Origin of the sequence: Clostridioides sp. ZZV14-6009, from assembly GCF_020658095.1 — a bacterium.
In the GTDB taxonomy this organism is placed as follows: Bacteria; Bacillota; Clostridia; order Peptostreptococcales; family Peptostreptococcaceae; genus Clostridioides.
Genome location: NZ_JAGWDG010000009.1, coordinates 46,116 through 67,436 on the forward strand (window position 1 = coordinate 46,116; position 21,321 = coordinate 67,436).

At 27.5% G+C, this 21,321-nt stretch carries 26 protein-coding genes; 14 read left to right on the top strand and 12 right to left on the bottom strand.

Annotated elements, in window-relative coordinates; translation table 11 throughout:
- Positions 1-64 precede the first annotated feature (64 nt).
- Together KGF36_RS12440 and KGF36_RS12445 are read right to left on the bottom strand one after the other, a co-directional pair.
- Entirely contained in the window at positions 65-646 is a 582-nt protein-coding gene (locus tag KGF36_RS12440; protein ID WP_227828777.1) for a TetR/AcrR family transcriptional regulator, read from the bottom strand.
- A 93-nt stretch (positions 647-739) separates the two neighbouring features.
- Positions 740-916 (bottom strand): hypothetical protein, encoded by a 177-nt coding sequence (locus KGF36_RS12445; protein WP_227828776.1) that lies wholly within the window; start codon positions 914-916, stop codon positions 740-742.
- A gap of 415 nt (positions 917-1,331) precedes the next feature.
- Here KGF36_RS12445 and KGF36_RS12450 point away from each other — a divergent pair, with 415 nt between their 5' ends.
- Genes KGF36_RS12450 through KGF36_RS12460 form a run of 3 tightly spaced genes read left to right on the top strand, consistent with a single transcriptional unit; the run spans position 1,332 to position 4,371 of the window.
- Positions 1,332-1,961 (top strand): TetR/AcrR family transcriptional regulator, encoded by a 630-nt coding sequence (locus KGF36_RS12450; protein ID WP_227828775.1) that lies wholly within the window; start codon positions 1,332-1,334, stop codon positions 1,959-1,961.
- The gene (locus KGF36_RS12455) at positions 1,961-2,665 is read left to right on the top strand and encodes an ABC transporter ATP-binding protein (protein WP_227828774.1); all 705 of its coding nucleotides are present in this window, start codon (positions 1,961-1,963) and stop codon (positions 2,663-2,665) included. Before KGF36_RS12450 ends, KGF36_RS12455 begins: the two co-directional genes overlap by 1 nt.
- On the top strand, positions 2,665-4,371 hold the full coding sequence (locus KGF36_RS12460) for an FtsX-like permease family protein (RefSeq protein ID WP_227828773.1): 1,707 nt from the start codon (positions 2,665-2,667) through the stop codon (positions 4,369-4,371). Before KGF36_RS12455 ends, KGF36_RS12460 begins: the two co-directional genes overlap by 1 nt.
- A gap of 115 nt (positions 4,372-4,486) precedes the next feature.
- Here KGF36_RS12460 and KGF36_RS12465 read toward each other — a convergent pair whose 3' ends face one another.
- From KGF36_RS12465 to KGF36_RS12490, 6 genes are all read right to left on the bottom strand, one after another.
- Entirely contained in the window at positions 4,487-5,314 is an 828-nt protein-coding gene (locus KGF36_RS12465; RefSeq protein WP_227828772.1) for a MerR family transcriptional regulator, read from the bottom strand.
- Between the two features lie 94 nt (positions 5,315-5,408).
- The gene (locus KGF36_RS12470; protein WP_227828771.1) at positions 5,409-6,188 is read right to left on the bottom strand and encodes a CPBP family intramembrane glutamic endopeptidase; all 780 of its coding nucleotides are present in this window, start codon (positions 6,186-6,188) and stop codon (positions 5,409-5,411) included.
- Positions 6,189-6,696: 508 nt separating this feature from the next.
- Positions 6,697-7,134, bottom strand: a complete 438-nt coding sequence (locus KGF36_RS12475) for a LytTR family DNA-binding domain-containing protein (protein WP_227828770.1) — start codon at positions 7,132-7,134, stop codon at positions 6,697-6,699.
- A gap of 256 nt (positions 7,135-7,390) precedes the next feature.
- Positions 7,391-7,540 (bottom strand): YvrJ family protein, encoded by a 150-nt coding sequence (locus KGF36_RS12480; protein WP_227828769.1) that lies wholly within the window; start codon positions 7,538-7,540, stop codon positions 7,391-7,393.
- An 11-nt stretch (positions 7,541-7,551) separates the two neighbouring features.
- Positions 7,552-7,782 (bottom strand): DUF2922 domain-containing protein, encoded by a 231-nt coding sequence (locus KGF36_RS12485; RefSeq protein ID WP_227828768.1) that lies wholly within the window; start codon positions 7,780-7,782, stop codon positions 7,552-7,554.
- Between the two features lie 290 nt (positions 7,783-8,072).
- Positions 8,073-8,294: a DUF1659 domain-containing protein gene (locus KGF36_RS12490; RefSeq protein WP_227828767.1), complete on the bottom strand. Its 222-nt coding sequence runs from the start codon at positions 8,292-8,294 to the stop codon at positions 8,073-8,075.
- Positions 8,295-8,708: 414 nt separating this feature from the next.
- Here KGF36_RS12490 and KGF36_RS12495 point away from each other — a divergent pair, with 414 nt between their 5' ends.
- The 8 genes from KGF36_RS12495 to KGF36_RS12530 all read left to right on the top strand — a co-directional run bounded on the left by KGF36_RS12495 (position 8,709) and on the right by KGF36_RS12530 (position 15,423).
- Entirely contained in the window at positions 8,709-9,479 is a 771-nt protein-coding gene (locus KGF36_RS12495) for a nucleoside phosphorylase (RefSeq protein WP_227828766.1), read from the top strand.
- 507 nt (positions 9,480-9,986) lie between these two features.
- On the top strand, positions 9,987-10,244 hold the full coding sequence (locus KGF36_RS12500; RefSeq protein ID WP_227828765.1) for a Mor transcription activator family protein: 258 nt from the start codon (positions 9,987-9,989) through the stop codon (positions 10,242-10,244).
- Positions 10,245-10,696: 452 nt separating this feature from the next.
- Positions 10,697-12,091, top strand: a complete 1,395-nt coding sequence (locus KGF36_RS12505) for a conserved phage C-terminal domain-containing protein (RefSeq protein WP_227828764.1) — start codon at positions 10,697-10,699, stop codon at positions 12,089-12,091.
- A 244-nt stretch (positions 12,092-12,335) separates the two neighbouring features.
- Complete coding sequence (locus KGF36_RS12510) at positions 12,336-13,637, top strand: replicative DNA helicase (protein ID WP_227828763.1); 1,302 nt, start codon at positions 12,336-12,338, stop codon at positions 13,635-13,637.
- A 66-nt stretch (positions 13,638-13,703) separates the two neighbouring features.
- Positions 13,704-13,979, top strand: coding sequence for a Mor transcription activator family protein (locus KGF36_RS12515; protein WP_227828762.1), 276 nt, complete (start codon positions 13,704-13,706; stop codon positions 13,977-13,979).
- A 133-nt stretch (positions 13,980-14,112) separates the two neighbouring features.
- Positions 14,113-14,343, top strand: a complete 231-nt coding sequence (locus tag KGF36_RS12520) for an ATP-binding protein (protein ID WP_227828761.1) — start codon at positions 14,113-14,115, stop codon at positions 14,341-14,343.
- The gene (locus KGF36_RS12525; RefSeq protein ID WP_227828760.1) at positions 14,336-14,917 is read left to right on the top strand and encodes a 4Fe-4S binding protein; all 582 of its coding nucleotides are present in this window, start codon (positions 14,336-14,338) and stop codon (positions 14,915-14,917) included. Before KGF36_RS12520 ends, KGF36_RS12525 begins: the two co-directional genes overlap by 8 nt.
- Positions 14,918-15,273: 356 nt before the next feature.
- On the top strand, positions 15,274-15,423 hold the full coding sequence (locus KGF36_RS12530; protein ID WP_227433538.1) for a type I toxin-antitoxin system toxin: 150 nt from the start codon (positions 15,274-15,276) through the stop codon (positions 15,421-15,423).
- 212 nt (positions 15,424-15,635) lie between these two features.
- Here the strand turns inward: KGF36_RS12530 and KGF36_RS12535 are convergent, their stop codons facing one another.
- The 4 genes from KGF36_RS12535 to KGF36_RS12550 are packed head-to-tail and all read right to left on the bottom strand — an operon-like array spanning position 15,636 to position 18,683.
- Positions 15,636-16,232 (bottom strand): ATP-binding cassette domain-containing protein, encoded by a 597-nt coding sequence (locus tag KGF36_RS12535; RefSeq protein WP_227828759.1) that lies wholly within the window; start codon positions 16,230-16,232, stop codon positions 15,636-15,638.
- Positions 16,233-17,000 (bottom strand): ABC transporter permease, encoded by a 768-nt coding sequence (locus KGF36_RS12540; protein WP_227828758.1) that lies wholly within the window; start codon positions 16,998-17,000, stop codon positions 16,233-16,235. It lies immediately after the preceding gene.
- Positions 16,969-17,976: an ABC transporter substrate-binding protein gene (locus KGF36_RS12545; RefSeq protein WP_227854775.1), complete on the bottom strand. Its 1,008-nt coding sequence runs from the start codon at positions 17,974-17,976 to the stop codon at positions 16,969-16,971. Before KGF36_RS12545 ends, KGF36_RS12540 begins: the two co-directional genes overlap by 32 nt.
- Positions 17,977-18,032: 56 nt before the next feature.
- Positions 18,033-18,683 (bottom strand): Crp/Fnr family transcriptional regulator, encoded by a 651-nt coding sequence (locus KGF36_RS12550; RefSeq protein WP_227828756.1) that lies wholly within the window; start codon positions 18,681-18,683, stop codon positions 18,033-18,035.
- A gap of 190 nt (positions 18,684-18,873) precedes the next feature.
- Between KGF36_RS12550 and KGF36_RS12555 the strand changes: the two genes are divergently transcribed.
- The 3 genes from KGF36_RS12555 to KGF36_RS12565 are packed head-to-tail and all read left to right on the top strand — an operon-like array spanning position 18,874 to position 21,222.
- Complete coding sequence (locus KGF36_RS12555; protein WP_227850476.1) at positions 18,874-19,566, top strand: GTP-binding protein; 693 nt, start codon at positions 18,874-18,876, stop codon at positions 19,564-19,566.
- A complete protein-coding gene (locus tag KGF36_RS12560) occupies positions 19,566-20,321 on the top strand; it encodes an ATP-binding cassette domain-containing protein (RefSeq protein WP_227854776.1) in 756 nt (251 codons plus the stop codon). Before KGF36_RS12555 ends, KGF36_RS12560 begins: the two co-directional genes overlap by 1 nt.
- Positions 20,308-21,222 carry a hypothetical protein gene (locus KGF36_RS12565; RefSeq protein ID WP_227842722.1) on the top strand — a complete coding sequence of 305 codons (915 nt, stop codon included), beginning with the start codon at positions 20,308-20,310 and terminating at the stop codon, positions 21,220-21,222. Before KGF36_RS12560 ends, KGF36_RS12565 begins: the two co-directional genes overlap by 14 nt.
- Positions 21,223-21,321 lie beyond the last annotated feature (99 nt).

Consider the following 21,321-nt stretch of genomic DNA (forward strand, 5'->3'; position numbering starts at 1 on the left):
CAAACAGACATAATACTAAACACATATAAATACTAAATAGAGATAATACTAAACTGAAATAGTACTACTTTATAGTGTCTACTAAAAATAAATCTAATTGAGAGTCAATTAAAGCACTTCTTTTCTCTGAATCCATAATATCAATACCGCTATACCTTAAAAAAGCGTTAGAGCGAAGAAGAACTAACTGTATAAATGAAGTTATTTGATATGCAATAACCTTGTAATCTTCCTCAGTTTTGTTATTGTCGTGATTTTTATAATGAGCCCTAATCAAAGGCAATATTTCAAATGGATAAATAATGTCTTCCTGCACTAATATGTAAGGTACAGAAATCTCTATAAATTGACTATATAAAATTATAACATCACAAAATGTCATTAGCATTTCTTTTAATTCCTGCCTAGGTGCTAAATTTTTTTTATCATGTGTAGCTTTATATTCATCCATATGGCATTTTAAAATTCTTTTAATAGCAGTATTAATTAGTGCTTCTTTAGATTTAAAATAATAATTAATCATAGCCAAATTGACATTTGCTTTAGCGATGATTTCTCTAGCTGTGATACTTGAAATATCTCTATTTGAAGTTAATAGCTGGACTGTTGTGTTAATTAGTTGCTCTTTTTTTGAATCTATTTTCATATTTTTCCCCTTAAGAATTCCTCATAAAAAAATTAAACGTGTTTAATACACGTTTAGATACTATCACGAAAGCTTTTATATGTCAATGTAGTGCTAGTTTTTAAGTAGGGTAGAAGGTGGCAGTTTTTTTATAATTGTCTTGTTGAATTCATGATTTACAGGAGTTCGTTTAACTTGATATTCTTCTGTAGATAATAAATCTTCTATAAAATGTATAGAAGGAGCATAAATCCATTCTCCGTCATATTTTAATGAACTTAAAATCTTCATATATACCTTTGCAAAAACTATATCAATACCATCTTTTTGTACAAAATGATATAAAAAGTGGCTACTAAATGAAAGGTTAGAAATAATTTTTTAATTGTAATATAATCTTTGTTTTTAAAATACAAATATTGGTAAACTGTATATAGAGAGTTTAGAAATTCTTCCACATTGATAAAAGTAGACAATATATAAATAATATTATTGGATGAGAACAACTAAATAAGAATAATTAAATAAGAATAATTAAATAAGAGTAACAGTAGGATGATGATTAAATAACTCCATTATCTCTAAGGTTTTTATGAGCTTATAATATTTAGGTAAAATTTTATAAGCTATATTTCATTGACAGTGTGAAGTAGGTTTGATAATATATAAATAAACCGATAGTCGGTTTATTTATAAGGAGGTAAATATGGCACGAACTAAAGTTAATTTTGATAGTAAAAAACAAGAACTTCTTGCTTCTATATGGCAGATATTATTAAAATACGGATATGAGCAAATGTCGATTTCTATAATTATTAAAGAGTTATCTATTTCAAGAGGTGCTTTTTATCACTATTTTGAATCTAAAGAAGAATGTGTCGATTCAGCAATCATTGAGTATGTGAACCAGTCAGTAATTGCTTTGCGAAATATGGATAACTATTCAGAATGTGCTGTCGTTCGATTACAAAAGGCAATCAAGAATGGAATTTCCCTATTCCATGACAACATTGAACAGTCAAAAGTAATAAATAAACCTGAGAATGCTATTTTTCATCAAAAACTAATGATTGCATTTACAAAGTATATGTCGCCTTTCTATGCTTCTATTATAAAGGATGGAGTAATAGGCAAAGAGTTTGAGACATCTTTCCCTTTGGAAGTTGCTGAAATGTTATTGACACTATCTAATTTCTACCTTGATAATATACTCTTTCAATGGGAAGCAAAGAACATGAAAAATAAAATTAAAGCTTTGGAAGAATTAGTAAATAAATCATTGGGAACACAAAAGTACATTGCGTTTTTTGATTTTATTACTATGGAGGTTATATGATGCAAGAAATTTTAAGGGTAGTCGACATTACTAAACAATTTAATTCTTTTGAGAGCGCAATAAAAGAAGTAACTTTGGATTTTATTTCTGAAACATTTACTGTTATTTTAGGTCAGAGTGGCTCTGGAAAATCAACATTAATAAATATTATGTCCAGTTTGCTACATCCGACTAATGGAAAAGTATATTATCGTAATAAAGCAATTACAAATATATCAAAGAAAGAGCAACTTAATTTACGTCACGAGAAATTCAGTAATATCTTTCAAGAGTATTTTCTCTTGCCAGAATTGACTGTAAAAGAGAATATCGAATTAGGAAAATCGTCTAGAAGCAATAATATTCCGTATAAAGAAATTATGCAACAATTAGATATAGAAGATTTAGAGGATAGATTTCCTTTTGAGCTATCGGGAGGTCAACGACAAAGAACGGCTATTGCAAGAGCAATTATAAAAAATCCAGATATTCTTTTTTGTGATGAAGCAACTGGAGCATTAGATGAAGAAAACAGCAAAAAAGTAGTTTCATATTTGAAAGAACTTAACTACAAATATGGTACAACGGTTATATTTTCTACCCATAATGTTAAAATATCAAAAATGGCAGACCGTATTATTACAATGAAAGATGGTGTAGTCATAAATGATATACAAAATCATACACCACTAGCTGTTGAAGATATAGATTGGGGGATTGAATAATGAAATTTTTTGCAAAATACTTTTGTAAGAGTGCATTATCCATGAAATCTAATATTATAATTCTTTTTTTGTTGAGCTTATTATCGTCATTTATGTATTTTTTTGTTCAGATTTCTATTGATGGTAATTTAGAATATTTGAATAGTAAACCAGTATTAACAAATATAGAAAAAGAATTTCTTATATCTCTACAATCAAATCAAACTTTAGCTATTACATTTTTAGTAATGCTTACATTGATTACTGTTTTTGTATATTTTATGTTTTACAAGAAGTATTGTTCTTTGCACCAAAAAGAATTAGGGTGTTATATTGCATTAGGATATTCTACAAAAAAGATGGCTTTAATAATTCTTTTGATTAGCATAATTTTAAATTTTATTGCTAATATTTGCGGATTATGCTTAGGGTGGATAGGCTCAGATGTGATGTTAGGTTTATATAATGATGTATATTCTTTGGAGCATTTGGTTAAAGGGATATATATACAAAATTATAGTACAGCCTTACTAAGTTCTTTTTTACCTGCAATTTCAGTTATGATAATTTTTGAAAAAATGAATAAAAAGGATACTATTGACTTTTTAAATGCAAATAACAATATGAATACATTTCATGTGGGAATGTTTAGTCAGATTTTAAGTAAATTTTCAAGTTTTTCAATGAGACTTGCACTAAGAAAACCATTTCAGATATTTATTTCTATTCTTTCTGTGTGGATATTTGCTATACTTTTTATTATGAGCTTTTCTTTAAATTTAAGTAGTCAATATATTTTTGATACACAATCTCATGGAAGAAACTATCAATATGATGTATCTTATCCTGTTTATCAGACTGTACATCAGGATTACGAAAAATTTGAGTATTACATAAAGGAAAATATAAAAGTAGAAAGTAATGGCAAAAAAATCAATGGTTCTATTATGGGAATAGAAAACAGTAAGGGCTTATTTTTTCTAACTGATGAGAGGGGAAGTCAAATAGAGAATATACCAACTAATAATGTTGTTGTAAGTGAGGCATTGGCAGATTTGTATGACATTCAAAAGGGAACTGATATAACTGTAAGATTAAATAATATAGAAAAATCACTTCATGTTTACAATATTGCACAAAATGCAGATAATTATTCCGTATACACATCAAAAAGTAATTTGGAAAAATTATTAAATATATCGCAAGACTCTTACAACGGTATTTATACAAATAGTATAACAGATATACCAGAGATAGGAACAGCCCATATACAAAATACATCAGAACGAATAGCTAAACTTGAAGAGAATAATGTTTCAAACCGCACCAGTGCTGTAATATGCCAAATATTAGGTTGTGTTATTGGGTGTTTGCTTTTATATTTAACTATTCTTTTAAAATTTCAAGAAGATACCAAAAACATTTTTATTTTAGATATGATGGGATATACTGCCAAGAAAATCAACAAGATGTTCATAAGTGTGTACCGTCCAATATTAAACATTGCTTTTATCATTTTACTTATACCAAGTATTGAAATTTGTAAGCTCATTCATAAAAGTTTATCTTTATCAACAAATGACTATATTCCTTTTCAATGTAATATATTTGTAATTTTGTTTATTTTCATTTTACTAAATTTACTATATACCATAATCAAGTTCTTATTTAACTCAAGAATTAGTCGCATTCAAAAAAAAGATATTACTTTGAGATATCTAAGTTAAAAAAGATTGGAGAAAAATATTTTTGATTTTATACAAAAAAGAGTGCCTCATGAACTAAAAAGTTCATTTTGAGACACCACCTTTAACATTAATATGTAAATATTTATATTGAAATCTATTTAACTTTTATAACTGGTATTTGAATTTCTGTAAGATAGTTTTCAGGATTTTCCTCGTTGTGAACCCCTTTATGACCAATTTGCCTATTTATACCAGCCATTTTATAATCACTATTTGTATCTAGCCAGTAAGCAAATGACTCATACCCACCAGCTATATTTTCATATGGACCATATACCATACTACATGCCATCATATCAACTGCTTCTGTCTCACGATATATAAATCCAGATTTGTTTTTGCCTAATTTTTTTACAACCATTCCAACCTCTATATCTACACCACAATCTTTAAGTTCTTCATCATGATAAAGTGCCATATTGTTGTTTGCTTGATGGGATATTTCTATATGTTCTTCTTTAATAAATTCATATAATTTTTCCCACAGTATACCTTCATAGTGATAGTCTGGAATTATTTCTCTAAGCGAGATAATCTTATAACTGGGAATTTCCTTAAAGATAACATTGTAATGAATCTCATCTTTATTGTCATCTATAGCATCAATCAATTTATCAATATTATTTATTCTTTGTTGCTCTTTTTTGACTTCATCTTGTATTTCAATTTTTTTTCGATTCAATTCTTTAATCACAAGCTCGTCATTCCAGTTATGAATAATATTTGATATCTCTGAAACAGTAAATTTTGAATCTCTTAGTAAAATAATTCTTTGTAAAGTTGAAATTTGGTCAGCAGAGTATAGGCGATAACCTGTGTATTTATCTATCTTTGCTGGTTTTAGAATGCCAAGTTCATCATAATAACGTAACATTCGAATAGAGACTTGTGTTAGTTTTGAAAATTCTCCAATTTTAAACATGAAAATATGACCTCCTTCTCACTTATAATCAGTATATATATTGTTTTTGTATACTTCAAGTGTTTAGGAAAATGCATTTAATTACCAGTTTAATCTATAATCCCCAGTCTAACTCGAATTCAAATTCGTCTGATTTTATCTGCTCAATTTCAGAGTTAATTTTCTGTTTAAATTTAGTAGAAGAAATTATGTAAATAATTAATATGAGGCAAAATATTATTTTTACATATTGAGTTATTACATATACTTCAATATGATAGTAAGAACATAGTTGAATGGTAAAGAAGTTACACATCATATGTACAAATCCGCCTGCTAAAATACTTCTATGTGTATTAATATATACAAATGTAATAACAAAGCTTAAAAGTATAGTAGATGGTATAAATAAAAGTGCATCAAATAAAGAATATTGCAGTAGATTATATGGAATTTGACCAGGTGTAAGATACCATCCCAGATACCAAACTCCACAAATAGTTCCTAAAATAATTGAAGCACCTGTAAATCCAAACCTGACTAATAATTTATCAAGAGAATACCCCCTCCATCCAAATTCTTGGCTAAGTACACTTAGTATAAAGCTTATAAATAGCATAATTGGTATTTTATAAGGTGTATAAATAGCTATGTGCATCCAATCTACATCATTAATTTCTAGATGAAAATACTTTCCTATTAGTAAAGAACAAATGACAATTAAAGCAAAAAAGAGTACTGTTAGTAATGGCCATTTTATTTCTATTTCTTTGAAGCTAAAGCTCCTGTAAAGAAAATCTTTTCTTGCACTATTTGGATATATTGTGAAAACAAAAAGTAGCCCTATGATGGAAGGGGCTGTATATGCAGAGTAAAAAAGAAGTTTTCCAAGCATGGTATTTGTAACTCCTAGTAATACAGGTGTAAAGCTGAATACCCAAGTCCATAATAGCGTGATTGTAAAGAAAAAAATTAAATTTTTATCTGAATTAAAATGGGGGTTATATAATTGCATCTTATGTTCACTATCCTTTCGTTTTGTTAATAGTGGTTTAATTTATATTTATTTTTTAGGGCTGAAAGTATTATTTAGTATTAGTAATTGTTGATATCTTATTAGTGTTTATCAATAGTCCGTTAGTAATATTAATAGCTTATTGGTGTTTATTGATAGTCTATTAGTAATTATAGTTTACTAGTTTTCGTTGATGCGTACTTATATTAGCTTTTGTATTAACTAATTATTTTTAAACTATTTATACTATACATAATTAGCTATTTACACTATGTATAATTAGTTTAGATTTAATACCAGATAGATTATTTTACTTTGACTATAAAGTGAATTAATAAGTAGATAATTAGTGATATTAATAAAATATTTTGGACTTTTGTAATTTTTATTAAATATTTAGCTTATCTCTAATATTTTTTATGTAACGGCGATTTATAATAACTTTTTCATTATTTGATAAAGTAGCCTGCATGCGATTGTGTGATATTACTTTTATACTTTCTAGGTAATCCATATTTAAAATCATGGATTTAGATATTCTTAAAAAAGATGTATTATGTAGTAGGTTTGATAATTCATATATTTTTAGGTCAATTTCAAATACATCATCTTTATAGTAAGCAAATGTTTTATTGCCAACCGTCTCAAAGTATAAAACATCGCAAATATTAAGCTTATAAATTTCTCCTGCTTTTTTACCATTTATATCTAGTAATGGTGTATTTAGTAATGAAATTATTTTTTCAATATTATTGTCAATGGCAGAGCATTTTATAATTATTTCAATATCATCAAAATTAGTGGATTGTTCGACATGTATTTTCATTAATTATCACCTCATTTTATTACTGTCATTAGAATAGCATTATATTTTATTGAGTCCAACTAGATGAGTGCTAAATTTCAAATTAAGTACAGTTAAATTCAAATTTAAAATAGTGAAATTCAAATTTAAAGTGGTAAAATTCGAAAAAATACTACGACCATTTGGGAATATTATCCAAATATCGTAGTACTTTTCATAGAATATCTCTAATTATTTTACAAATAGACCTATCTTATGACTTGCATATATTGTCAAATTACTTCTCAAATGTCAAAATATTTTTAGATAGTGCATCAATGCTGTTGGATAGTGTGTTCAATTTGCCCTCAATTCTAACCAATAAATACATGGATAGAGCTATAGGAAAACCAACATTAGTTATTAACAATTGTAAACTATCATCCACAAAATTACCTCCTATCTTATAACTAGGTCATAAGGAGTAGTATTAGTTTCTACAATTTTAGCTTCAACAGCAGAAGCAAGGTCAAATCCTCCAACTGAAAAAACATTTTTAGATACTATCAAATCCATAACAGATTTTATATTTTCTTCAGTTAAGTCCTCCTTTGGATTTTCTATAGAAAAAGAAACTTGTTTATCCTTTACATTCTTGAAACTCATGACTAATTTTTTCTTAATCTCCATACAGTTACCTCCACGATAATAATTTATTTTTTTAATTGCTTTAAGTATTTTAATTATTGTTAGTTTAGAAAATACTTTGATATTGTTATACTTAAAGCACAACAGTATTTAAAATAACTAACATGTTTAATTTACGAACATGTTTAAATTACTTAAGATATTAACCTGTTTAAAGTATCAATATATTAAGTGTATAATTTGTTAAATCTATATAATATCAAGTGTATTATATATTGAACATGATATATAAATAGTTGATGAATTTTAATGTAGACTATATTTGAAAGTTACTATTTAGATAGTGATGTGCTATCTAGTTTTAAAATATCTACAATAGGATTTTCTTGAAGACTTGCGATTGCCTCTGCAACAGCATAAACATCATCGTTTGATGCCTCTGCCTTTACATTTGCGAAAGATTTACTTTTAATAACTGCCTTACCCTTATCATCAAAACCAGCATCCAATTTTAGTTTTATACTAGATAAATTTTTTGTTGAAACAACTGCCATAAAACTACCTCCTAAAAATTTAATTTCAAAGATTTGTCGACTTTCTTTGTTAAATCTATAGTATCATATAAGATAATATCGGAGTTAAACAGTAATTTCTTAAGATTTTTTGTTAAAATTTTATAAAAAACTTTATAAGTATATATGGTTTTAATGATTTAATGAATGATTTAATGTTTATATGTGATATGTGCAATAGTTTTTTATTGATTTTGTTTAGAATATTTTATATGGGGGATAAAATATCCAATATGTTCTTTTAGAATGAACTATCTAGATGTATCCAGTATCTGTGTCCAGTAGCTAGATTGTAAATATACATATTTAATTGTTTTAGCTAGTTCATCGTGATATAATATACTCCATATATTTAACAGGAATACGCTATACTAAATTTTGAGAGGAGGTTATATTATGAGTGAAATTCTGTTGGAACAGTTTGACTCTGATTTTTGGGGGATTTTGAGGCCAGATTATGTAATAGAAAAACCTGATTGTCATTTTCCTGAAACTATCGTATGTGAATTTTCAAAATCTATGATACAAACAATTGTTGAAAAGTATAATGGCAAAAAAATAGGTCGTTTAATTAGTGTTGCTGGAGATATACCAATTTATGAAGTATTTTTCAAGAATATAAGAATTGGGATTTGTCAGGTTATGGTAGGTGCACCAGCATGTGTAACCAACTTTGAAGAATTAGTCGCGTTAGGAGCAAAGAAGATATTTATCTGTGGAGAATGTGGTGTGTTAGACCATTCTATTGATGATGCATTTTTAATCATTCCAACATCAGCTATCCGTGATGAGGGCACAAGTTATCATTATCAACCAGCCTCTGATGAAATTATACTTAACCCACATGGAGTTAAAGTGATTGAATCTGTATTTAAAAGTAAAGGATTATCATACATAAAAGGTAAAATATGGACTACTGATGCTCCATATCGTGAAACACGTAATAAAATGCTTACACGGAAGAAACAGGGATGTATTGCAGTTGATATGGAATGTGCTGCTGTAGCTGCCGCAGCACAATTTAGAAATGTTATATTTTCACAGTTTGTTTATGCTTGTGATAATCTAAACTCAGATGTATGGGAACAACGAGGATTAACTATACGTCCGATTTCACAAAAAGTACATACCTTTGAGCTTGCAATGGAGTGTGCTATTAAGTTGTAAATTTAAAATTACCAGAGCAGTAAATCGACTAAGGTTTACTGCTTTTTTTGTTGTTAGATTTGAAAGGATTATGATTTGTTAATAAAGTTTTGCAAGGACAGTCATTCATTCACTAAATACAATGAATGAAATTTTCAATTATGAATTCACATGATAAGAATCAGTTTTTGAATATAGGGAGAGAGTATTAGGTACTTTTATCAAAGTTATTATATTTTTAAATATGAATATAGAAATAACATGGAATATATAGCTCTATGTTACTTATAGAAAAATATTATTATAGTCAAAGTTCTTTAGAAGTGTTCGTTTTAGTCTAAGGTTTATGTTAAAAAAATTATTAAATTTAATCTGTAAATAAAAAAGTTAAAAGTCCAATATTAACATTTTACTCTTAAACCATTAAAATCTTTATTAAAGCTATTAAAGCTATTAAAGCTATTAAAGCTATTAAAGCTATTAAAGCTATTAAAGCTATTAAAAATATTTTAAAGGAGAGTGTAGTTTATGAAAGTAAAATTAGAAGATATACCAGTTCAGTTTCATGCAATGGTGGAAATAGTGGGAATTGATAAGTTTGTAGAGATTGCTAAATTGTATGGAGGTACAAACACTTATATACCTACATGTAAGGGGATTTTTAGATATGCAAGAAATAGGGAGATAGTGAGACAATTTAATGGAGTTAATTATGGGGAACTAGCTATTAAACACAACATGTGTGTGAGCAATATTAAGCGAATAATAAATGAAAACAATATATAAAATGCTATACAAAATATTTTGTAAAGATTAAGTATGGAGTAGGTAAAAGACATTTTATAAAGTTTTTTTTAGACAAATTTACTAAATTTATTGCCTATTAATTTAAATAGACTGTATATTCTATAAAATATTCTGTTAAATAATGGAGATATATTGAGAATCCAAAAAAAATAGTCGAAAATATTTGTTGGATAAAAAATAAACAAAATGGTACAATTGCTTGTATAAAGGGGAAAAAACAATAAATAAGCTATATAAATAAAAAAATATAAATAAATATGACATAATACATTTGCATATTTAAGAATATAAATAGGGATTTTAAGGGATTAATAAGTATATTTAAAATATATTAAAATAAATGTATATTTAAATTTAAACTTTATGTTATTTATATAAAGTAATAATTATTGAGAATCGATTACTTATTAGTAGAAAAGGGGTTAGTAGAGATGAATAATGGATTTTATAAATTGAATTCGGTAGTATTAGGCTTTGATATAACAAGTGATATTAATAAAATAAGATTTAATCATTATATAATGAGAAAAGAAAATATACAGAGATTGCAAGGGACTTTACCAAGAGGTCAATTTTATATGACAGTAAGAAGAGCTGCTACAGATTTACAACTTTCTATTTCTACTATAAGTAGGCTTGTAAGAGAGTTTTCAGATTTAGGAGTAATAAGGCTTGTATCTAAGGGAGCAAAGGGGAAGATGCATTCTATATATAGTTATATTAGTTCAGAAATTAGTGAAGATTTATTTGATAGTATTAGTGAGAATTTATTTGATAGTGATAAAACTATAGATTTTAACTATGACAGTGTAGAGAGCTATGAGTTCAGTAATTTAGAGTATAGTTATGGAAATACAGAAAATAAAGGTTGTATTGATGAAGATTGTATTTATGGTGGAATGTCAAAATATGATAGTAGTACTGATGATAATACAGAATGTAGTAGTTGTGATGACTGTAGTATATTAAGTAGTAATAATTCAAGTAGTAAGAATAATTCTGCAAATAAAAAAAGCAATGACTTAGATTATAGTGGAATAAAAAATCATGGTAAAAATACTCGTTCTAATAATGAAAATATCAACTCTGAAAAACCTACTATTAATTTTACTAATGTAACTAATAAAATTAAAGATTATACTAACAAACCATTTATTGGAGAAGAATTGAAAATAGAAAACTCTAATTTAAAATCGAGGTCTTCAAATGTCAGATTTAATGAAACATATAATGACATAGATAAAATAACTAAAAATGACATAGAAGATAATCAAAGTAAAAATGTTATAAAATCAAGCAATAGCAAAGTGTTTAGTAGCATGAGTAGATATAGTAAAAAGAGTGATTTTGATAATACTCATGATGCACAAAAAGAAGCTAAGTTTGTAACAAATAAAAAAGAATCTTTAAATAAATTTAATAAAAAAAATATACAGCAAAGCATTATAAATATGCTAAATAAAAAAACAGGAAAAAACTTTAAAATCAATTCTCCAACGAGCATCAAACTTATCAATGAAAGACTAAAGGAGGGTTATGTCTTAGAAGATTTCTACAAAGTTATTGAGGTAAAAGTAGCTAAGTGGAAAGATACCATAATGGAAATGTATATAAGACCAGAGACCTTATTTAGCCATAAATTTGAATCCTATGTTAATGAAAACATATCTGTAAAAAATCAAAGTAATGTTTACCAGTGTAAAAAGAACGACAATCATAACAATAATAATTATATATATTCTGACTATACCACATATGATGACAGCAAGCGTGAAAGAAAAAAACATGAAAATGTAAGGTATTGGAATCCAGTCTGTGAATTTTAACTAGTCGGAGAATGCATTTATAAGTGAAATTAATTTATATATTTTATAGCTGACAATGCGTTTATAACTAACATGAATTTATATATTTTATAGCTGATAATGCATTTTTAACTGGAAATATATTTATATCTTTTACAATTAAAAGTATATTTCTAACTGACAATATCATTGTAATCTAATATAAAAATAAAAGACTTAATAATATTAAAATATAAAACTTAAGAGGAAAGTGAGATTAATTTATATGGTTAAATCAAAAGCTGTTGAAATAGAGCAGGCTATTTTAGGCACAATTATTTTAGACAATAAATTAAACTACAAATTAGATGACTTAAATGAAAATATGTTTATGAATTCTACATGCCTTGAAATATTTAAAATCATGAAAGAACTTAGAAAAGAAAAGATAATAATTGATGTAGCAACTGTAAAATCAAAGATAGATGAGAAGTCTTTAGCAATTAAAATGAGCAGTTTAACTAGTGTAATCACTTGGGGTCAAACTTTTGGTATTGATGGTTATATAAAAATTTTAAAAGAAAACTTAGCAAGAAGAAGCATAAATCAAAATTGTCAAAGACTCTTGGAAGGTATAAATTTTGGAGAAAATATCGATACTTGCATCTATAAATTTGAAAATAATATAAGAAAAATCTTGGACAAAGATACTTATGAAAATGATGATGTACATAGCATAGCAGAAAAAGTCCTTGATTTTTTAGAAAGTAAAAAGGATGTTGGATTTAAGTTTGGGATAAGTTTACTTGATTCGACTATAGGAGGTCTTTTTAAAGGAGAGCTAACAACAATAGCAGCTAAATCAGGAGTTGGAAAGACTGCTTTAGCTCTTCAAATAATGTTAAATTCGGCCAAGCAAGGGAAAAAGACTCTATTTATAAGTAGAGAAATGACAAGTGAGCAAGTGTTTATGAGAAATATATGCAAGATAACAGGGGTAAGTACAAGAAATATGAAATCTAAAGAGATAAATGAAAGTGATTGGAAACTAATTGTAAATGCAATAGGAGATTTACGCGAGAATAACTTAATTTATATAAATGACAAGATAGACACAATCAGTGCAATTAGAAAGAGGATAAGGCAAATAAAGCCCGACTTATTAATTGTAGATTATGTGCAACTTCTTACATCTCAAAAAAGTATGGAAAAAAGAGAAAGAGAAGTAGCCACTTTTTCTAGAGAATTAAAAAGTATGACTCTGGATTTTGATATACCAATAATTCAGTTAAGTCAATTAAATGATGAAATGAAAGATTTTAGACCTTATGGAGATAGACCTATGAGGGATAGTAAAGCCATCTACCACGATAGCAACAATGTGGTTTATATACATCAATTAAAAGGGAGTGATTATGAAGAAGCAGTAAAAGATATAGGAGAAAGTGAGGAATTAGTTAGGGAATCAGAGTACAGGGGAATTAAGATTGTTGATTTAATAGTTGCGAAGTGTAGGGATGGACAGACTAGGCATAAGCATTTTTGTTACTATGGGGATAGGTTACATTTTCAAGAACTAAATTATTAGAGTAATAAGATAGCCATAACAAGCTTATTGAAAGTCTAAAAATAATATAAAATATGAGGTGAAAAGATGTTAGAATTGGAAAAAATTATAGAATTGCTTGAAGAACACAATATAGAAGTGAGTATTCCAAAGGAGTTACATAAGTATAATTTATTGGAGTATCTGAAATTGTGTCAACAAAGTGGGGGAACATATTTTTATATTAAGACAGTGGAGGGTGCTTTAAAAGAGGCTAGAAATGAGCTTATGATTAAATTATTTAATGGAAAAAATTATATGGAATTAGCGAGAATGTTTGACATGAGTGTTATTAATGTCAGGTACATTGTTAGAAAAAAATAGATATATTGTGGATAAGGCAAGTGTGACTATTAGAGTAGAATTTTTAATCTTGATATCTTATGTGATTAAGTCACAGATAAAAAGTAAATATATTGATATAATTCCTATAGAATAATAATATAGGGAGGTTATTATGTCTTCTAAAAAAAAGAAGTATGCAAATATTTTAGAAAACGAGTGTGTAGCTTGTGGTAGCTGTATAAAAGTCTGCCCAAGAGGGGCTATCTCAGTACCACATGGTATTAGTGCAAAGATTGATAGAGACTTATGTGTTGGATGTGGTATTTGTGAGAAGGTATGTCCAGCATCTGTGATTGAGATTATAACAATATTAAAAGAGGAAGAAGGTAAGTGTCATGAATAATAAAAAACATTGGTATGACTATTTATGGATTTTCTCTTCGATATATTTGATATTGGGATTTGTAAATATTATTTTCGCTTGGATTGGGTTAATTTGTTTCTTTATCCCATTACTTATTTCTATTATTAAAGGAAATAAAGCGTACTGCAATAAATATTGTGGAAGAGGGCAGCTGTTTAATTTGCTTGGAAATAAATTAAAGTTGTCAAGAAATAAAGATATTCCTAAATTTATTAGAAGTAAGTGGTTTAGATATGGTTTTTTGACATTTTTTATGGTGATGTTTGCTAATATGCTTTTTTCAACTTATCTAGTGTTTGAGGGTAGTAGAAACTTTAAAGAGGTAGTGACTTTGCTTTGGACTATAAAAATGCCATGGCAATGGGCATATCATGGGACTTTAGTTTCACCTTGGGTGGTACAGTTTGCGTTTGGTTTTTATAGTGTTATGCTTACATCAACTGTTCTTGGATTGATTACGATGATACTATTTAAGCCTCGTTCATGGTGTGTTTATTGCCCTATGGGTACTATGACTCAGATGATATGTAAGGCAAAGAGTAAGTCTGTGTAGAGAGAATTTATGTGAATTTGTGAGGAGTATAGATAGAGTTTGTATAAAATAAACTTGTTTATGCTTCTTTTTTATGTGTAAGAGTTTTAATTAAGTAGGAAAATTAAAAAGAGTAGACATGATAAATTTAGATAGCAATAATAATTAAATAATAAGATAGAATATAAAGCAATGAAAGAGGCTGAAAGAGAAAGAAAAAGAGGGCGAAGGAGATAGGAAAATAACTATAGAATAGGTAAAATATGTAGGAATTATATGTTATAATAGTTTTAGCAAGAAGATGTAATCTACAATTTATAGAGTGGAGTTCATACAAAAGGTTATCCTCCCAACGTATAGAAGGGAGGTGAGTATGTGTGGATAATTTTTTACAAGGTGTACTAGCAAGTTTAGTTGCCAGTTTAATAGTTTACTTAACGGATAAATTGTTTAAAAAAGTAAAAAGCCACTCTGGCAGGAGTGACTTTAGTTTTGAACTAAAGATTAAGTTCAAAAAGAAACACTAATTTACGAACTCCACTCTACTGCAAATAGATTGTAGTTCTTCTTGCTTTTATTATATCACAAATTAGAAAAAATATGTAAAGTACTTGTTTTAATCGCAGGTACTTTTTTATGTAAAAACAAATTTGCCTACAGCCTTTTTGGTATATAGAATTAGTAAGTTTGAAATAATATTCATATAAAAACTTTAGTTGATTTTAAAACCAATATGAAATCAATATATCGAAGGCATTTTAAAGTCAATTATTAATTTTTCATGATTTCTAAAGTATTTTATATCATCCATATCATGAGTAATTATTATAGCACTCTTATTTTCCATCTTTCTTATTACAAAATCCATAACCTTATACTTAGTTTCAATATCAAGACCCTTAAATGGCTCATCCATTATAAGCAAGTCAAAATCATATAATAAAGCTCTTAATATTGCAACCCTTCTTTTCATACCACCACTTAATTCCCTTACTCTTTTATTCATGCAACCCTTTAAGTCCAATAGTTCTAAAGCATCTTCAATTTCTGAATTACCCAGACTTTCACATACCAACTTTATATTCAATAACACACTTAGATTTTCACACAAACTATCATCTTGGAATACTGCACTAATCTTTTTATTACTAATACCTATAATTTTTCCACTATCTGCTTTCTCCAAGCCCATTAATATTCTTATCAATGTTGTTTTACCAATACCAGATGTTCCTGTTATAAATGAGATAGTATCATCTTTAAATACATTATTAAAATTGTCTAAAACAACCTTATCATTATATTTTTTACTTAGATTCTCAATTACTATATCCATTTAGTTTATCTCCAATCTTTTTAATAAATAGTCTATCAATGATAAAAAGCCCTTTTGAAAGCAAATACTTATTATAATAATAACTATAGTCCATGCAAATAAATCTGGTGTATTTAAGTATACTTTAGCTTTGTATAAGTTTTCTCCTATAGAATTAGCTGGCATTCCTATTATTTCTGCTGCTATTCCAGACTTCCAACATAGCCCTAAAGAAACACTACATGCTGCTCTTAGATATGGTGCTACCTCAGATAAATATATGTACCTTATTTTTTTTATCTTACTGACCTTAAATACTTTTGCCATATCATTTAACTCCCTAGATATACTATTTATTCCATCTAGAATATTTCTATATACCACTGGCAATACCATCAAGAAAGATATAAAAATAGACAGGTTCTTTGAAGATATCCATATTAGAGATAATATTATGAAAGAAGCTACTGGTATAGATTGTATTGTCAGTATTAAGGGTTCAATAAGTATCCTAAAATTTTTTTTATTAGATGCTATTATGGCAGATATTATTCCAATGATAAAAGCTAATATAAATCCTGTTGTTATTTTCATAAAAGAAAAGAGTATTGATTGCCAAAACTCAAACTTCATAGATAATTCGAATAACCTTTTTAAAGAGGAAAAAGGAGATACTAAAAGTATCTCCTGACCAATTATCATACTACTTATTTGCCAAACTATAAGCCAAAAGATTATTGCTAGTATATGAGCTTTACTAATTTTCTTGAGTGTAGTAGAAATCTTCACCTGGCATCTTTCCTCCTATTGACTTTGGATTAGCATCATAAAGTACTTGTAAGTATCCACTTAATTTATCTTTCATTGTATTACCTTCTATAAATGTTATATTACATTTTGGTATTGCTTGCTTTGCTATTTGAGATGGTACTATTTCATTTTCCTCAATAAGTTTTGAAGCTTCTTCTATATTATTGTTTGTAAAATCAACTGATTTCTTATATTCTTCTAAGAAACTTTTAACCTTTTCTGGATATTTATCAATAAACTCTTTTCGTGCAACAACAACTCCTGTTACTAAAGCACTTTCAGTATTTTTATCTTTATTCAAAGTATCCCATTCTTTTGTCAAATCCAAAGCTACTCTTAAGTTGTCACTCTTAGTCAATGCTGTTGTTACAAATGGTTGGGGAAGTAGTGCTATTCCATTTTTATCATTTAATAATGCTGCCAAACATTCTGTATGTTCTGATTTGTACTCTATGTTGACATCTTCAGTCGGGTCAATTCCATTTTCTTTCAATATGTAATTCAAAGCATATTCAGGAGTAGAGCCTTTACCACTAGAATAAATCGTTTTTCCTTTTAAATCATCAACACTGTTTATAGAATTTCCATTCTCAATTATGTATAAGACTCCTAAAGTATTAATGGCTAGTGTTTCTATTTCACCATTGCTATTATTATATAAAACAGATGACAGATTTGCAGGAATAGCAGCAATATCTAGCTCTTTGTTAACAAGCTTGGGTGTAATTTCATCAACAGAATTTGCTATTGAAAATTCATAATCCTTTTCTTTTTTATCGTTTTCATCACCAATCATTTTGACCATTCCCATTCCTGTAGGACCCTTTAGTGCTGTCACCTTTGCAACTACTTTAGCTTCTTCTTTTGTTTGTTTTTCTGGTGGGTTTGATGCACATCCTACCAATGAAATTATTATTAATGATGCTAGTAATAATATTGATAATTTCTTTTTCATAAAAACTTCCTCCTAGTATTTAATTTTATATTTTATATAGAATCTGTTATTTAAGTTTATATTTCATATAGAATCTGTGTTAACTTTTCTTTATTCAATATTTTTATACACTTTTTACCAAGTTCTAAACAATTTTCATTTTGTAATGACTGCAATTCCCTATATAAAGATGCTCGACTTACACTAATTCTTTTACTTAACTCCTCCTTAGAACACTCTAATAGCACAGTGTCATTTTTACTAGCTTTTTCTAGTAAGTATTCAATAACTTTCTTTTTACTAGATTGTATATTTAAAAACTCTACCTTTCTAAGTAAAAATTGTATTTTTCTATTACAATATCTTGAATACTCTAAAGCAACAGCAATATCCAACTTCATCATATCTATAAAGCATTTTTTTGGATAAAAAACTACGTAAACATCACTTTTGCATTTTAGTACAGTATCTAAGGATTCTTCATCAAATATATTAGAAATTCCAAAAACATCTCCTTCCTTTAGAATAGACATGTTAACTTCAGTTCCATCACTTGATATACAATAGATGGATACTTGTCCTGTTTTGACTACACCTACATAATATTCTTTATCAAAAAAATCGCTTATAAATTGACCCTTTTTATAACTCTTTGCTTTTATCTTATCTTCTACAATGTATCTTTCAGAAAATAACTTACTATTTATTAGTACTTCCTTCTCATTCAAAGTCATCACCTTTTCTGATAAATATTCACTTTGATTGAAATAATATCATAGTATTTACCAAAATTCAATAATATTGATAATTATTTTCAATCAAGTTTATTTATTAATTGTCTCATTTGATACAGTTTTTAGTAGTTTTTAATGCTATCATATCTCTTAACAAAATATGAAAGGAGATTTTACATAAGCCATGAAAACTATATTAATTTCTGGTTCATCTTCTGTAGGGAAGACTGCTTTAATAAAACATTTAATTCCTTATCTGAAGTCTAATGGGCTTAACCCTTCAATATGTAAGATAGATTGTCTAGCTACTGATGATGATTTAATATATAAAAAATTGAATATACCTTATATTGTTGGACTTAGTAAAGATATATGTCCAGACCATTTTCTTATCTCAAACATAAACGAACTTATACTTTGGGCTAAAAATAAAAGTAGCGATATTTTACTAATAGAAACTGCTGGGCTTTGCAATAGATGCTCACCTGCAACAAATAAAACATTACACATATGTGTATGTGATTGTACATCTAGCTTTAAGACTCCTCAAAAACTAGGCCCTATGTTAAGTGAAAGTGATGCCATAGTTCTAAGTAAAATAGACATGGTATCGCAAGCAGAAAGAGAGATAATATCATTTAATATAAAAAAAATAAATCCTAATTCTAATATATTCTTTATAGATGGATTAGTTGGTTTTGGTGTAGAGCTAATTTCAAACTATATAAAAAGTACTAATATTTCAAATAACGACGAACATTTATTAAGACATACAATGCCAAGTGGAGTATGTTCTTATTGTATTGGGGAATGTAGAATTGGTGATGAATTCCAACAAGGCATAGTTTCTAAAATGAATTTTAGAGGTGAATTTTAATGAAAAGTGTAACCATATATCCTGGAAAAAACAAACTTGGGAATACAGAGAACTTTGAATCTCTAACTTTTTATAGAGGTCATATTTATTCTATTGTAGGTAATACTGGCTCTGGTAAAAGCAGGTTAATCAAAGATATAGAGCAGTTTGTCAATAAAGATTCTTTGACTAATCGAAAAGTAGTCATTGATAATATGGAAGTTGCTATTGAGGAAAGAAATAAATTTTCTACAAATCTCATTTCTCATCTTAGCCAAAACATGAGGTTTGTTCTTGATTCTACAGTTGAGGACTTTTTAGTTATACATAAAGAATGTAAAAACAATACTTCTGTATCAATAAAAGAAGTATTAGATGTAGCAAACTCCATAACAGCAGAACCTATTTCCCTATCTCAAGACCTTACATCATTGAGTGGGGGACAGACACGTGCCTTGATGATTGCAGATGTTGCTCTCATTTCAAATAATCCTATTGTTTTGATAGATGAAATAGAGAATGCTGGAATAAATAAAAATGTTGCATTAGACATCTTATTGAAAAGTGATAAGCTGATTTTTATAGTTACTCATGACCCTCATACAGCACTTATAGCAGAGAAGCGTATAATAATGAAAAATGGTTCAATCTTCAAAGTAATCAATAAGACTAAAGAAGAAAAAGAAATCTTAGGGAAACTTAAAGATATATATGAATTTCAATTAGAATGTCAATATAAATTAAGAAAAGGAGAGACTCTTTATGAAAAATGTTAGGCTGTATTGGAGCAATATTTGTATACTTCATAAATATGAGAAAAACTATTTAGATAATTTAATTATGTCTTTAAAAGAGAAGGATATTAATTTAGAGGTAACTTATTTTGGTATAGGTTATCCTTACAAACTCAATGAGTATTTAAAAAAACCAGATGCTTTAATTCCTGATATTATAGTTTCTACAGATTTAGAAGTGTATGAAGATAAGAATATCTATTCAAAGTTTTCAAGTAACTTGTACTCGTTATCGAGCTATTTCAATATTAAAAGTGAGATTAAATCATCATCTATATATTTTGATGAAAGATTACTTCCATTTTTGGTTATACCATTAGTATTTTCTTATAACCATAATTACAAGGGTTTAACAGATTCTATAAAAAACGTAATTGACACTGATACAAAAACTGTTATTGGTGGTATAAATAACTCTGGTGCGAAATCTGTTGTTAAAGCTATATGGAGTAGATATGGAAAAGAGTATGTGGAGAGATTTTTATCTAATTCAACTATATTAGATATGCCAATACAATCATTTAATGATGTAAAAAATGGTTCGGATAGATTAGCAATAACTCCTAGTATATATGCAAAGCGTGCTAATAATAACGATTTATTTATGTCATACCCTGATGATGGAGCTATAGCATTACCATCTTATATTGCTGCAAGTAAATCATTAGATGAAAAAACTATGTTGCAGGTATTGGAATCTCTTGTATCTAAGGAGTTTTGTAATTCATTTGTGAAGTCTGCATCATTGCTATCTTGTATTTATGATACTATGGATGATAGTCTTATTAAAAACAATCAGTATAAGTTTTTATATCCTTCTAAAGAATGGTTAGATACAGTTACGACTGAAGAATTTTTTGAGGTTTATAATATGTATATATAATATATAATATATTTATTTTTATTTATTGTTTGTATATTATTGTTTGTGGATAATATTATTTTATGTTTATGGATAGATATTTGAATATTACAAGTAAGA

Coding starts and splice junctions, on each gene's coding strand:
- KGF36_RS12500 (WP_227828765.1), top strand. CDS start 9,987: ATGAAAGTAAAATTAGAAGATATACCAGTTCAGTTTCATGCAATGGTG.
- KGF36_RS12535 (WP_227828759.1), bottom strand. CDS start 16,232: ATGGATATAGTAATTGAGAATCTAAGTAAAAAATATAATGATAAGGTT.
- KGF36_RS12520 (WP_227828761.1), top strand. CDS start 14,113: ATGTCTTCTAAAAAAAAGAAGTATGCAAATATTTTAGAAAACGAGTGT.
- KGF36_RS12445 (WP_227828776.1), bottom strand. CDS start 916: ATGAAGATTTTAAGTTCATTAAAATATGACGGAGAATGGATTTATGCT.
- KGF36_RS12450 (WP_227828775.1), top strand. CDS start 1,332: ATGGCACGAACTAAAGTTAATTTTGATAGTAAAAAACAAGAACTTCTT.
- KGF36_RS12490 (WP_227828767.1), bottom strand. CDS start 8,294: ATGGCAGTTGTTTCAACAAAAAATTTATCTAGTATAAAACTAAAATTG.
- KGF36_RS12495 (WP_227828766.1), top strand. CDS start 8,709: ATGAGTGAAATTCTGTTGGAACAGTTTGACTCTGATTTTTGGGGGATT.
- KGF36_RS12475 (WP_227828770.1), bottom strand. CDS start 7,134: ATGAAAATACATGTCGAACAATCCACTAATTTTGATGATATTGAAATA.
- KGF36_RS12455 (WP_227828774.1), top strand. CDS start 1,961: ATGCAAGAAATTTTAAGGGTAGTCGACATTACTAAACAATTTAATTCT.
- KGF36_RS12515 (WP_227828762.1), top strand. CDS start 13,704: ATGTTAGAATTGGAAAAAATTATAGAATTGCTTGAAGAACACAATATA.
- KGF36_RS12440 (WP_227828777.1), bottom strand. CDS start 646: ATGAAAATAGATTCAAAAAAAGAGCAACTAATTAACACAACAGTCCAG.
- KGF36_RS12485 (WP_227828768.1), bottom strand. CDS start 7,782: ATGGAGATTAAGAAAAAATTAGTCATGAGTTTCAAGAATGTAAAGGAT.
- KGF36_RS12465 (WP_227828772.1), bottom strand. CDS start 5,314: ATGTTTAAAATTGGAGAATTTTCAAAACTAACACAAGTCTCTATTCGA.
- KGF36_RS12505 (WP_227828764.1), top strand. CDS start 10,697: ATGAATAATGGATTTTATAAATTGAATTCGGTAGTATTAGGCTTTGAT.
- KGF36_RS12525 (WP_227828760.1), top strand. CDS start 14,336: ATGAATAATAAAAAACATTGGTATGACTATTTATGGATTTTCTCTTCG.
- KGF36_RS12460 (WP_227828773.1), top strand. CDS start 2,665: ATGAAATTTTTTGCAAAATACTTTTGTAAGAGTGCATTATCCATGAAA.
- KGF36_RS12555 (WP_227850476.1), top strand. CDS start 18,874: ATGAAAACTATATTAATTTCTGGTTCATCTTCTGTAGGGAAGACTGCT.
- KGF36_RS12470 (WP_227828771.1), bottom strand. CDS start 6,188: ATGCTTGGAAAACTTCTTTTTTACTCTGCATATACAGCCCCTTCCATC.
- KGF36_RS12565 (WP_227842722.1), top strand. CDS start 20,308: ATGAAAAATGTTAGGCTGTATTGGAGCAATATTTGTATACTTCATAAA.
- KGF36_RS12510 (WP_227828763.1), top strand. CDS start 12,336: ATGGTTAAATCAAAAGCTGTTGAAATAGAGCAGGCTATTTTAGGCACA.
- KGF36_RS12545 (WP_227854775.1), bottom strand. CDS start 17,976: ATGAAAAAGAAATTATCAATATTATTACTAGCATCATTAATAATAATT.
- KGF36_RS12560 (WP_227854776.1), top strand. CDS start 19,566: ATGAAAAGTGTAACCATATATCCTGGAAAAAACAAACTTGGGAATACA.